This window comes from Cupriavidus sp. OTU4054 (assembly GCF_038440175.1).
Classification (GTDB): Bacteria; Pseudomonadota; Gammaproteobacteria; order Burkholderiales; family Burkholderiaceae; genus Cupriavidus; species Cupriavidus pauculus_D.
Map to the genome: position 1 here is coordinate 103,007 of NZ_JASATF010000008.1, position 13,266 is coordinate 116,272.

Annotated in this window: 8 protein-coding genes; 3 read left to right on the forward strand and 5 right to left on the reverse strand. The window is 67.9% G+C overall.

Annotated elements, in window-relative coordinates:
* Complete coding sequence (locus AAHB16_RS12120) at positions 1 to 885, reverse strand: AAA family ATPase (protein ID WP_342050969.1); 885 nt, start codon at positions 883 to 885, stop codon at positions 1 to 3.
* 269 nt (positions 886 to 1,154) lie between these two features.
* Between AAHB16_RS12120 and AAHB16_RS12125 the strand changes: the two genes are divergently transcribed.
* Positions 1,155 to 1,502: a c-type cytochrome gene (locus AAHB16_RS12125; protein WP_150372296.1), complete on the forward strand. Its 348-nt coding sequence runs from the start codon at positions 1,155 to 1,157 to the stop codon at positions 1,500 to 1,502.
* 70 nt (positions 1,503 to 1,572) lie between these two features.
* The gene (locus tag AAHB16_RS12130) at positions 1,573 to 1,914 is read left to right on the forward strand and encodes a c-type cytochrome (protein WP_223851501.1); all 342 of its coding nucleotides are present in this window, start codon (positions 1,573 to 1,575) and stop codon (positions 1,912 to 1,914) included.
* Between the two features lie 46 nt (positions 1,915 to 1,960).
* On the opposite strand, the gene aroG is transcribed toward AAHB16_RS12130, so the two are convergent.
* From aroG to AAHB16_RS12150, 4 genes are all read right to left on the reverse strand, one after another.
* Positions 1,961 to 3,040: a 3-deoxy-7-phosphoheptulonate synthase AroG gene (aroG, locus tag AAHB16_RS12135; RefSeq protein ID WP_150372294.1), complete on the reverse strand. Its 1,080-nt coding sequence runs from the start codon at positions 3,038 to 3,040 to the stop codon at positions 1,961 to 1,963.
* A gap of 407 nt (positions 3,041 to 3,447) precedes the next feature.
* Complete coding sequence (gene tldD / locus AAHB16_RS12140) at positions 3,448 to 4,908, reverse strand: metalloprotease TldD (RefSeq protein WP_342050970.1); 1,461 nt, start codon at positions 4,906 to 4,908, stop codon at positions 3,448 to 3,450.
* 48 nt (positions 4,909 to 4,956) lie between these two features.
* Positions 4,957 to 5,793: a carbon-nitrogen hydrolase family protein gene (locus tag AAHB16_RS12145; protein WP_150372292.1), complete on the reverse strand. Its 837-nt coding sequence runs from the start codon at positions 5,791 to 5,793 to the stop codon at positions 4,957 to 4,959.
* A gap of 33 nt (positions 5,794 to 5,826) precedes the next feature.
* On the reverse strand, positions 5,827 to 10,173 hold the full coding sequence (locus tag AAHB16_RS12150) for a YhdP family protein (protein WP_342050971.1): 4,347 nt from the start codon (positions 10,171 to 10,173) through the stop codon (positions 5,827 to 5,829).
* Positions 10,174 to 10,391: 218 nt separating this feature from the next.
* Here AAHB16_RS12150 and glnE point away from each other — a divergent pair, with 218 nt between their 5' ends.
* Complete coding sequence (gene glnE / locus AAHB16_RS12155; RefSeq protein WP_342051012.1) at positions 10,392 to 13,226, forward strand: bifunctional [glutamate--ammonia ligase]-adenylyl-L-tyrosine phosphorylase/[glutamate--ammonia-ligase] adenylyltransferase; 2,835 nt, start codon at positions 10,392 to 10,394, stop codon at positions 13,224 to 13,226.
* Positions 13,227 to 13,266: the final 40 nt, after the last annotated feature.

Sequence of the window (13,266 nt, forward strand, 5' to 3'; positions counted from 1 at the left end):
TCAGCGGTTGGAGCGGTTCATGAACACGAGGCGCTCGAACAGGTGCACGTCCTGTTCGTTCTTGAGCAGGGCGCCATGCAGCGGCGGAATCGCGGCCTTGCGGTCGGGGCTGCGCAGTGCCTCGGCCGGAATGTCCTCGGCCATCAGCAGCTTGAGCCAGTCGATCAGCTCGGATGTGGACGGCTTCTTCTTGAGGCCCGGCAGGTTGCGCATCTCGTAGAACGCGTCGAGCGCGGCGGCGACCAGCTCGCGCTTGATGCCGGGGTAGTGCACATCGACGATGCGCTGCATCGTGTCCGCATCCGGGAACTTGATGTAGTGGAAGAAGCAGCGGCGCAGGAACGCGTCGGGCAGCTCCTTCTCGTTGTTCGACGTGATGATCACGAGCGGACGATGGCGCGCGCGCACGATCTCGCGCGTCTCGTACACGTAGAACTCCATGCGGTCCAGCTCGCGCAGCAGGTCGTTCGGGAATTCGATATCGGCCTTGTCGATCTCGTCGATCAGCAGCACGACCTGCTCGTCGGCCTCGAACGCCTGCCAGAGCACGCCCTTGACGATGTAGTTGCGGATATCGTGCACGCGGTCGTCGCCGAGCTGGGAATCGCGCAGGCGCGACACCGCGTCGTACTCGTACAGGCCCTGCTGCGCCTTGGTGGTCGACTTGATGTGCCATTGCAACAACGGCATGCCGAGCGCGGCGGCGACTTCCTCGGCGAGCATGGTCTTGCCGGTGCCCGGCTCGCCCTTGATCAGCAGCGGCCGCTGGAGCGTGCGCGCGGCATCGACGGCGAGCTTGAGGTCGTCGGTGGCGACGTACTGGTCGCTACCCTCGAAGCGGGCGGTATTCGGGGAAGGGCTGGCGGGACTGGCGTTATCGGACATGAGGCGGCAACCTGTGAGCGGATATGGCGACATTAACGGCCGGAATGGGCCAGTATAAGAGCGTTTCCGGCTCGTGTCCGATGTGCGCCACTCCGGCTGGACCGCCATGCGACTGCTGCGGTACAATGCGCCGGTTTGACGCGCGCCGCAAGAGCCGTTGCAACGCCCACTCGCCTGGAGACAACACACAAAGAGCGAGAGAACCAGCGAGGAAACCGACGACGTCCGCGCGTCCGCACGGTTTAACACTTCCCCTATCATCAAAGACAATGAAAAAGTTCCTCACGATGGTGGTGTTGGGCGCGGCCGCAATGACCGCGCAGGCCCAGGAAGTCAAGGGCAACGCTGGCGCCGCCAAGGACAAGGTCGCGATGTGCATCGGTTGCCATGGCATTCCCGGTTACCGTGCCTCGTTCCCGGAGACCTATGAAGTGCCCATGCTCGGCGGCCAGAGCGCCAAGTACATCGAAAATGCGCTGCACGGGTACAAGAAGGGCGAACGCAAGCATCCGACGATGCGCGGCATCGCCGACTCGCTGACCGATCAGGACATCGCCAATCTGGCTGCGTACTACTCGCAGCAGAACGCCGAGACCAAGACCAACCCCCTGAAGTAAAAGGCGCGAGATCATGACGACGAACAAGACGCTTTCGATCGTGGCCGCCGCCTTTGTGGCCGCCGCATGGATGCAGACGGCCGCCGCGGCCGATATCGCCGCCGGCCGCGCGCTGGTGGAGAAGGGGGGCTGCGTGGCCTGCCATGGCGCCGGGCTCAACAAGCCGATCGCGCCCGATTATCCGAAGCTGGCCGGCCAGCACGCCGACTACCTGTATCACGCGATGGCGGCCTACCAGACCAGCGGCAATCTGCTGGTCGGGCGCACCAATGCCATCATGGCGGGCCAGATGAACGCCAATCCGGCGGTCACGGGCAAGGACGGCAAGCCGCGTCCGTTCACGCGCCAGGAACTGAAGGACATCGCCGCGTACATCGATTCGCTGCCGGGCGATCTCGTCCTGAAGAAGTAACGCGGGCCGGTAACACCCCCCTCGTCTGGCGAGAGGGGTGTTCACCTCAGTTGCCGCTGCCCGTGGCGAGGCGGCGCGCCTTCACGGCATTCGCCAGTCCTTCCAGCACACCCGTCGAATCGTCCCAGCCAATGCACGCGTCGGTCACCGACTGGCCGTAGCAGAGGTTCTCCACGGGGGTCCCCTGCACGTGGTCCTGACGGCCGGCCACGAGGTGCGATTCCACCATCACGCCGATGATGCGCTGGTCGCCGCCCGCCACCTGGCGGCCGATGTCCTCGCAGACCGGAATCTGGTTCTCGTGCTTCTTGCTGCTGTTGGCATGGGAGGCGTCGATCATCACGCGCGGCGCGAGGCCGGCCTTCGAGACGGCTTCGCATGCTTCCTGCACGCTGGCCGCATCGTAGTTCGGTGCCTTGCCGCCGCGCAGGATGATGTGGCAGTCCTCGTTGCCCGAGGTCGATACGATCGCCGAGTGGCCGCCCTTGGTCACCGACAGGAAATGGTGCGGCTGCGAGGCGGCCTTGATCGCGTCCACCGCGATCTTGACGTTGCCGTCCGTGCCATTCTTGAAACCCACGGGGCACGACAGGCCCGATGCGAGTTCGCGGTGCACCTGCGACTCCGTCGTGCGCGCGCCGATCGCGCCCCAGCTCACGAGGTCGGCGATGTATTGCGGGCTGATCATGTCCAGGTACTCGGTGCCCGTCGGCAGGCCGAGTTCGGCGATGTTCAGCAGCAGTTCGCGCGCGGTGCGCAGGCCGTCGTTGATCTTGAAGCTGCCGTCCATGTGCGGGTCGTTGATCAGGCCCTTCCAGCCGACGGTCGTTCGCGGCTTCTCGAAATAGACGCGCATCACGATCTCGAGCTCGTTCTTGTAGCGGTCGCGCTGCGCCTTGAGCAGGTTCGCATATTCGAGCGCCGCGCGCGTGTCATGGATCGAGCAGGGTCCGATGATCACGATCAGACGGTCGTCCATGCCGTGCAGGATGCGATGCATCGACTGCCGGGCGTGATAGATCACGTCGGAGGCCGATTCCGACAGCGCGAATTCGCGGATCAGGTGCGCGGGCGGCACGAGTTCCTTGAGTTCGCGAATACGCAGGTCGTCGGTGTTCTTCAGCATGATGGCTCCGGATCGGTCTTGATTGTGGGGTAATGGTGTTGCGAAAAAATTTCGGCAATAAAAAAAGCCGCCAGGGTCGCTGGCGGCTTTTTTCAGAATTTCGGGTACTTACAGCTGTCCCTCTCCATCCGCCAGCGGTGCGAGATCGCTAAAAAAGTAAAAATAAAACTTGGCGGACATGGCGGAAAAAGTTCGGCTGAGGTCAGCTTGTTTCAGTTTCAGGAAAACGCAGAGGCTTTTATGTCGCGGCAATCTTGGTCAAGGCATAAAATTGCGCGCCAGCGGCGGAACTACGGACCGCGAAACGTGGCGCTTGCACGACGAAGCATCTTTATATCCCTTTTCGAAAACGTTGGCAAGCGAGCCATGACTATCGCGCCGATAGCCATGGCCGTGCCGCCGGCGCGTCAGGCCGTGCCGCCCACCGTCATGTTCTCGATACGCAGCGTCGGCTGGCCCACGCCCACGGGCACGCTCTGGCCTTCCTTGCCGCAGACGCCCACGCCCGAGTCCAGGCGCATGTCGTTGCCGATCATGGTCACGTCCTTGAGCGACTCGGGGCCATTGCCGACCAGCGTCGCGCCCTTGACCGGGTACGTGATCTTGCCGTCCTCGATCATGTAGGCCTCGCTGGCCGAGAACACGAACTTGCCGTTCGTGATATCGACCTGGCCGCCGCCGAAGTTCACCGCGTACAGACCGCGCTTGACGCTCGCGATGATCTCCTGCGGGTCGCGGTCGCCGTTGAGCATGTACGTGTTGGTCATGCGCGGCATCGGCAGCGCGGCATAGCTTTCGCGGCGCGCGTTGCCCGTCACCGGCATCTTCATCAGGCGCGCGTTCAGCGTGTCCTGGATATAACCGCGCAGGATGCCGTCCTCGATCAGCGTCGTGCACTGGGTCGGATTGCCCTCGTCGTCGAGGTTCAGCGAACCGCGGCGGTTGGCCAGCGTGCCGTCATCGACCACGGTCACGCCCTTGGCGGCCACGCGCTCGCCCATGCGGCCCGCGAAGGCCGACGAGCCCTTGCGGTTGAAGTCGCCTTCGAGGCCATGGCCCACCGCCTCGTGCAGCAGCACGCCGGGCCAGCCCGGTCCGAGCACGACGGTCATCGCGCCAGCCGGGGCAGGGCGCGCTTCCAGGTTCACCAGCGCGGAGCTGACGGCTTCGTCCACGTACTTGCGCAGCAGTTCGTCGGTGAAGTAGCCGTAGGCATAGCGGCCACCGCCGCCCGACGAGCCGATCTCGCGGCGGCCGTTCTGCTCGGCGATCACGGTCACCGAGACGCGCACCAATGGGCGCACGTCCGCGGCGATCACGCCATCGCTGCGCGCCACCAGCACCACGTCGTACTCGCCGGCGAGGCCGGCCATCACCTGCACCACGCGCGGGTCTTTCGCGCGGGCCATCTTCTCGATGCGCTCGAGCAGCGCCACCTTCTCGGTCGCGGTCATCGAGTCGAGCGGGTCGTTCGGCGTGTAGAGATCGCGGCCCCCCTGCGAGGCGAGGGACTTGGCCACCTTGACGCGGCCGCTGCCGCTCTTGCCGATCGTGCGCGTGGCGGCGGCGGCCTGCGACAGCGCCGCCAGGCTGATGTCGTCCGAATACGCGAAGGCCGTCTTGTCGCCCGACACCGCGCGGACGCCCACGCCCTGGTCGATGCTGAAACTGCCCGATTTCACGATGCCTTCCTCGAGGCTCCACGCTTCGTTGCGCGTGTACTGGAAGTACAGGTCCGCGTAATCGACCTTGTGCGTGAAGATATCGGCCAGCACGCGCTGCAGCGTCGCCTCGTCGAGGTTGTACGGCGCCAGCAGGATCTGTTGCGCGGTAGCGAGGTTACGAATTCCGAGTTCGCCGGCGTTCATGTTCGTCCTTGTGTTCGTGTTTCTTTTTGGCTGCCAATGCCTGACATCCTACAGCACCCGGTGGCGCAATGCCGGCAGGTTCTGACGGACCTCGGCCAGCCGGTCCGGATCGATGGTACCGCTCACCACGCCTTCGCCCTCGGGCAGCACGGCGAGCACTTCGCCCCAGGGATCGACGAGCATCGAGTGGCCCCAGGTGCGCCGGCCGTTCTCGTGCTTGCCGCCCTGCGCGGCCGCCAGCACATAGCACTGGTTTTCGATCGCGCGGGCGCGCAGCAGAATCTCCCAGTGCGCCTGTCCCGTCGTGTAGGTGAAGGCGGCAGGCATCAGAATCAAGCTCGTGCCGCCGCCGGCCGCGAGGCCGCGGTACAGCTCGGGAAAGCGCAGGTCGTAGCAGACCGACATCGCCACGCGGCCGCACGGGGCCTCGAACGATACGGGCTCGGTACCGGCGAGGATCGTGCGCGATTCGTCATAGCTTTCCGCGCCGCGCGTAAAGCCGAACAGGTGGATCTTGTCGTAGCGCGCGATGCGCTGGCCGCGCGGGTCGAACGCGAGCGACGTGTTGTAGACGCGCCCGTCGTCCCCGCATTGCAGGGGCAGGGTGCCGCCGACGAGCCATACGCGGTGCCGCCGCGCGGCATCGGCGAGAAAGCGCTGGATCGGTCCGTCGCCGTCGGCTTCGCGGATGGCCACCTTGTCGGTGTCGGCACGGCCCATGATGCAGAAGTACTCGGGCAGCAGCACGAGCTCCGCGCCGCCGCGCGCGGCTTCCGCGATGAGCGCGTCGGCGCGCGCGAGGTTGGCATCGACCGACGTGCCCGTGACGGTCTGCACGGCGGCGACCTTGAACGGGACGGCGCGAGGGGTATCGATGGCGGTCATGATCTTCCCTTTGACGGTGGCGTTGGCGGTTCGCTATCGCGGATACGCGCCCGAGCGATCCTGCACCGGCGCGGGGCGCGACTTGGCGTCGTCCACCTTGGTCACCTGCGGATCGGCCCACGAGCCCGTAATGCGGTAATGCTGCGTGAAGACCTTGGAGAACTCGTCGGCGAACAGCAGTTGCGCGGCCAGCGTGCCGATGCCGAGCACGGGGTTGATGAACGCGGCCGCCACCGACGTCGTGGCCGCGTTGATGCGCGGCACCACTTCCACGTCGAGGTCCTGCGTTTCGCGCAGCAGGTTCGCCGAGCCCGTCATCGACGCGTTCAGCTGGTTGCTCTTCATGCGGAACGATTCGATCGTGCCCACGCCGTTCTCGATCGTGCCATTGCCGCTGATGTCGTCGAACACCGTGCCGCGGCTCGTCACGCTGCGGAAGTCGAGCGTCGCGAAGCGCAGCAGGCTCTGCAGGCTCAGCACGCCGAGCAGCCGCGCCGCGCCCGGATCCACGCTGAGGATCTGGCCGTTCTCGAGGTGCAGCGCGAGCTTGCCGGACAGCGACGGATAGTCGATGGACAGCGGCGAGCCCTTCCAGTACACGCGGCCTTCGAGCGAACCGTTGCCTTCGCGCAGGGTATGCGGCATGCCCATGCGGTCCAGCATCGCGCCCGCGTCGCGGATATCGAGCTTGAAGTTGAGCAGCGTGCGGCGCGCGCTCGCGTCGGCGCTGGCCGCATTGTTGTCGCGCAGCCGGCGCGGCAGGCGCCACGTGCCGTTGCCCGTGAACGTGCCGCCGGGTTGCTCGATCGTCAGCTTGTCGAGCGTCCATACCGAGTCCGCGTTCTCGATCGCGGTATGCGCGCGCAGCTCGACCTTGCCGTAGTCGCGCCCATGCAGCACGAACTGTTCGGCAACGAGGTCGATGGCCGGCAGTTCGTCGATATTGCTCGCCATCGCGTCGGTCATGTGGCCGTCGTCGCTGGCGTCGGGAACGTCGAGCCGTGCCAGGCGGACGTTCACCGCGCCGGCGGGCGAGTTCGCGTCGCGGCGCCATTGCGCGGTGCCGTTGACCTGCTTCGACGCGATCTTCATGTCCCAGCCGGTCCGCGCGCGGTCGGCGTCGAACGTCACGTCGTCGAGGTTGCGGCCGAACGCATCGACCGTGCGCGCGCGGACGGTCACGCGCTCGGGCAGGAACGGCGAGCTGCGATCGACGCGGCCGCCCGGGGCGGGCGACTCGCTGCCCCCGGTCGTATCGAACAGGCTGCGCCATCTGGCGAGATCGATACGGTCCGCGGTGAACGCCGCCACCACGCCGCTGGCCGGCTGCGGCGCGGGCTGCTGCAGGCCGATGCCGCCCGAGATGACTTCCGGCGTGTCGCCGCGATGGAGCACGTAGCGGACGTTGAGCGCGTTGCCGTACTGGACGAGCATTTCGTCGGGCGCGTTCGCGTTCACCGGGCCGCTCGCCGCCAGCGGCCGCAGTTCGACGCGCAGCGGCACATCCTGCGCGGCGCTCTTGGCCAGCGGCGCGGGCAGGTCCACGGCCATGCCGTTGAGGTCCGTCGCCACCTGTACCTGCAGGCGCTTGTCGCGCACGCCGACCACCGCGCTGTAGGGCGTGGCACCCTCGAGCCGCGCGCCGAACGCCGCCAGCGACGTCGATGCCAGCGCGTCGCGGATGCCGGCCGCGGATGCGGTGCCGCCGATCGTCACGCGCGTGCTCTTGTCGGGCAGCGTGCCGCCGCCGAGCCGCGCTTCGCCGCCGATAAAGCGGCCCCGCATGTTGTCGAGCCGGAACCCGTGCTCGTTGAACGCGATGGTACCCGTGGCATTGCCCATCGGCGGCAGATCGGGCATCAGCACGATGTCGTTGCCGGGGAAGCGGAATTGCCCTTCGACCTTCGAGTCCACCGCGTGGTCCAGCGGCATGTCGAGCTTGAGCTTCAGTTCGCCATTGCCCTGGCCCCTGGCTTCGTCGGTCACGCCGCCGATCCAGCCGCGCACCGGGCTGGCCGCGACATAGCGCAGGAATGCGGCCAGCGAACCCTGGCCCGTGCCCTCGACCCCGAGACGGCCGGTCTCGCTGAGGTCGTCGATCTGCCCATTGACGTCGTGCAGCGCGACACCCGGAATGTCCTGCACCGCCGCGCGCTTGATCGCGAACGACATCGCATTGCGCTGGAACACGAGGTGGCCGTCGATCTCGCTGAAATCGGGCCAGGCCTTGCCGCCCGTGGGGCCGGACTCGTGCGGCGCCACCTGATAGCTCACGCGGTGCAGCGGCACGTCCACGCGGAAGTCGCCGGCCTTCTCGAACGGCGCGTGGAACGGAAAGTGGAAGAGGTCGCCGCGCAGGACGAACTTGACGTCGGAGGCGTCGCCGCCGACCAGCGCGCCGGCCAAATACTGCCGCGTGTGCGGCATGGACATCGGCAGGTAGCGCACCACGCGGGCCGCCTGCACGCGCGCGAGTTCGCCCGACATGTCGGCGATGCCGCTCGCGCCGTCGCCGCCCGCGCGCCAGCTGCCGCGCACGGTGCCCGCCACGTCGGGGTTGGCAAAGCGCAGCCCCTCGGTGCGGATGACGAGCTTGTCCTGTTCGTGCGTCCAGCGGACTTCGCCCGCGAGTTCGTCGAACGGCACGCGCGGGTCTTCGAACAGGCCTGGGAGGATCAGCGTCGCGCCCGCGCTGTCCACGCGCGCGGTGCCCTGGCGGTCATCGAAGCTGAAGCTGCCGGACAGCCGCGCGAACCCCGGGGTGCCCACGCGCGGATGGCCGTCGGCCGACAACGCCGGCACGGCGGGCTGGCCATTGACCGAGACACCGCGCAGCGTGCCCTGGACCGTGTAGTGGGGCTCGCGCGGCCGGCTGTCGAGCAGGCCGGGGCGCTCGTGCGCCCAGGCGACGTCGAGGTTGTCGATATGGCCGGCCGGCTGCAGCGCGCGCAGCTGGCGCAGCATCTCGGTGTCGATCGGCATCGAGGTGGCCAGCGCGCGCAGCGTGTTGAGGTCGAAGGTCGGTGCCTTGAGCGCGAACTTGCGGAGCACGCCCTGCTTGTCGCGGTTCCAGTCGATGGTCACCTTGCGCATGCCTTCGCGCAGGCCGGGATCGCTGGCGCTGGGCGGGCCGGTAATGGGCTCGGCCTGCCATAGCAGCGTGTCGATGTTCAGCCGGTTGTTGCCGGCGCGGTCCGCGCTGTGGATCAGGTACGCCTGTGCGTTGGCGAGCTTGAGCGGGGCGGGCGCGCCCGTTAGCTGCAGGTCCACGGCGCCGGCGCGTAAGCGCGTCTGGCTGCGCTGGATATTGCCGGCGCGGAAGTCCACCGTACCGCTGGTGCTGAAGGTGCCGCTGTCCACCTTGTCGAAGATCGGCAGGTAACGCTGCACGACCGGCAACTGCACCTGCGTGAAATCCCAGTCGGCCTGGCCATTCCAGTGCATCCAGTTGCCGGGGTCGTGCAGGTAGTCGTGGCGGAAGCTGGCCTGGACTACCAGCGGCTGCGGCGCCAGCGCGCCGCTGCGCGCCTCCAGCCGCAGCGTATGGTGGCCGCCGTCGCGCAGCGCGCTGAAGTGGATATCGGCCACGTCGAGCTGCGGCAGGCCCGCGCGCTCGTCGAGCCAGCGCAGATGGCCGCTGGTCAGCTCGATGCTGCCCTGGCTCATTACCCAGTTCAGGAAGCGGTCGTCGCCGGCCGTGCTCGCGCGGGTCTCCACGGGCACGCCGGCCACCAGCAGCACGCCCTCGGGCGTCCGGCGGATCAGCACGTCGGTACCGCTGGCCCGGACGCTGGCGAACTGAAGGCTCAGCCCGGCCAGAGACTGCCAGGCCAGCGTGCCGTCCAGCGTGCCCGTCTCCAGCAGCACGCGCTGCTGGGCGTCCACGGCGCGCACGCCGCGCGCGCGAAAGGCCGGGTGCCAGCCTTCCCAGAACGTGTCGAGCTCGCCGATCGTGAACTGCGCGTGCAGCTCGGCGGAGGCGCGCTGTTCGAGCCATTTGCGGGCTTCGTGCGCCTGCGGCCACAGGATGAAGCGGACCAGCATGCCGATGGCGAGCGCCAGCACGGCGAGCAGCAGCGCCACCCGCAGGACCATGCGCAGCAGCCAGCGCCAGCAGGGATGGGTCGCCGCCGCGCGGAGCGCGTGCCAGAGATGGCGGGGCAGCGCGCGGAGGTAGTCTCGGACATGCGCGAGCCGGCCACCGGCGGAGGTCGGGGAAGGCGTATTCAAACCGGAAGCGTGAGGCGTTGCTGAGCGCGCGCCGGGCGCCGTCGGCGACGGCAGCACGGCGGCTGTGTTTTCGTTACCCCGGCTGCCCGGGCTGCCGGCACGCGCGGGGCTTGCGGAACCGTCGGCGGAGGCGGAGGGGCGGCTGGACATGGGCAGATTATCCGACAATACTAGCCGCTCTCCAAAGTGGTCCCGAACTAAAAGTTAATGGAATGACTGCCTCCGATCCGACAGGTTCCGCACCGGCCGCCGCCGATCCGATTACGCGCCCGGCCATCGACGGCGGGGCCGGCGATACGGCCGCCCGGAATGACGCGAGCGCCACATCAAGCGTGCTCGGCAATATGGCCGAAGGCGCCTTCGCGATCATGCCCGCGTTCGACCCGAAACGGCTCGACGACGAAGGTCACGTATTGTACTCGGCGGCCTATTCCCATTACGCGCGCCGCGTCCTCCAGGCGCGTCCCGAGGTCGCCGATGTGGTAACGCAGGCGGCCGCCGCGCCGCTGACACGCGACTGGATGGCGGCGCGCCTCGCGGCGTTGCACGAACCGGCGGCCGACGTCGATGCCGCCGCCGGCCGCGCGCTGCGCCGGCTGCGCGCCGAAGTCATGTGCGTGATCATCGAGCGCGACCTGCGCGGGGCCGCCACGCTGGCCGAGGTCACGGGCGCGATGACGGACCTCGCGGAACTCGCGATCCAGCACGGGCTGCACGTGCTCGGCAACGATCTGGCCGCCACCTATGGCCGGCCGACGTGCCGGCAGGGCAGCGAGGTGCAGGAACTGGTCGTGGTCGGCATGGGCAAGCTGGGGGGCCGCGAACTCAACGTGTCGTCGGACATCGACCTGATCTTCCTCTACGACGAAGACGGCGATACCCAGGGCGGCACGCGCAGCCTGTCCAACCACGAATATTTCATCCGGCTCGGCCGGCGCCTGATCAACCTGCTGTCCGAGGTCACGTCCGACGGCTACGTGTTCCGCGTGGACATGCGCCTGCGCCCGAACGGCGACGCGGGACCGCTGGTCTGCAGCCTCGGCATGCTCGAGGAATATCTGATCGTGCAGGGGCGCGAATGGGAGCGCTACGCGTGGATCAAGGGCCGGATCGTCTCCGCGCAGGACTCGCCGCACGCGCAGCGCACCGCGCAGCTGCTCGAACGGCTGACCACGCCGTTCATCTTCCGGCGCTATCTCGACTATGGCGTGATCGCGGCCATCCGCTCGCTGCACGCGCAGATTCGATCGGAAGCCGCCAAGCGCAGCGGCGGGCTGGCCGGGCACGGCATGAACCAGCGCTCGTTCAATATCAAGCTCGGGCGCGGCGGCATTCGCGAGATCGAGTTCATGGCGCAGGTGTTCCAGCTGATCCGCGGCGGACAGGATCCCGCGCTGCGGGTGCGCCCGACGCTCGAAGTCCTGTCGGTGGCGGTGGAGCGCAATCTGCTGCCGGCCGGGCAGGCCGAGCAGCTGGCCGATGCCTATCGCTTCCTGCGGCAGCTCGAACACCGGCTGCAATACCGCGACGACGCGCAGACGCACCATCTGCCGACCACGCCCGAAGAGCAGCGCGCGGTGGCGCTGTCGATGGGATGCGAGGACTGGCAGGCGTTGCTGGAACGCATGCATGCGCTGCAGGAACCCGTGGCGCAGCAGTTCGAGGCGACGTTCGCCGATCCGTACGCCGAGGGCGACACGCAGCCGGCCGAGGAACTGTGGCCCGAGCTCGTGCGCGAAGAGGCCGCCACGCGGGCGACGCAGGACGGTCCGGACGAGACAGATCCCGAATCCTCGCCATGCCAGCGTCTGCAGGCCGCGGGCTTCGGCGATTGCACGGGACTCTACGACCGGCTGCGCGCGATCGCGACCTCGGTGCGCTATCGCGCGTTGTCGGAGACCAGCCGCGCGCGCTTCGACCAGCTCGTGAATCGCGCGCTCGACCTCGCGGCGCGGCAGGACGATGCCGACAGCACCATCGCGCGCTTTCTCGACTTCCTCGATGCGATCAGCCGGCGCGCGTCGTATCTGTCGCTGCTGTCCGAGTATCCGCAGGCGATGGACCGCGTCGCCCACACGCTGCATGCGTCGCGCTGGGCGGCCGCGTACCTCACGCGGCATCCGCAGCTGCTCGACGAACTGCTGGACAGCGACGCGCTGGCCGGCGTGCCGGACTGGGCCGCATTCCGCAAGCGCCTGGCCGATCGTCTGGCCGCGTCCGACGGGCAGGTGGAAACGCAGATGGACATCCTGCGCCGCGAGCACCATGCCGAGACGTTCCGCGTGCTGCTGCAGGACCTGCGCGGCACGCTGACCGTCGAGCAGATCGCGGACCGGTTGTCGGATCTGGCCGATGCCATGCTCGAGGTCACGCTGCAGGCGGTATGGCGGCAACTGGCCACGCGCCACACCGAGACGCCGCGCTTTGCGGTGATTGCCTATGGCCGGCTCGGCGGCAAGGAGCTCGGCTATTCGTCGGACCTCGACATTGTGTTCCTGTACGACGATCCGCACGAACGCGCGCCCGAGGTCTACGCGGCCTATGCGCGGCGGCTCATCACCTGGCTCACCAGCCATACGGCGGCCGGCATGCTGTTCGATGTGGATACGCGCCTGCGGCCCAATGGGGAGGCGGGCCTGCTGGTGACGAGCTTCGATGCGTTCCGCCGCTACCAGTTCCGCGAGGGCGACAACACCGCGTGGGTGTGGGAGCATCAGGCGCTGACGCGCGCGCGCTTCTGTGCGGGCGATGCGGAGATCGGGGCGCGCTTCGAGTCGCTGCGCGAAGACGTGCTGCGCCAGCCGCGCGATGCCGATACGCTGCGCGCGGAGATCGTCGAGATGCGCGGCAAGGTGTCCGACGGGCATCCGAATCCCACCGGCCTGTTCGACCTCAAGCACGACCGGGGCGGCATGGTCGATATCGAGTTCACGGTCCAGTACCTCGTGCTCCTGCATAGCAGGGAGCACCCCGCGCTCACGCGCAACGCGGGCAATATCGCGCTGCTGCGCATCGCGGGCGAACTGGGGCTCATCGATGCGACGCTGGCGGGCGAGGTGGGCGACGCGTACCGGTTGTTCCGCGCGCGGCAGCACCAGATCCGGCTCGACGGCCACGCCCAGGCGCGCGTTCCGGCGGCCAGCGTCGCCAACGAGACCGCACGCGTGCGGGCGCTCTGGCAGGCGGTGTTCGGTGGCGGCTGATTGCTGGCGGCCGGGCAGGGCAGCGCGCCGTGACGACTGA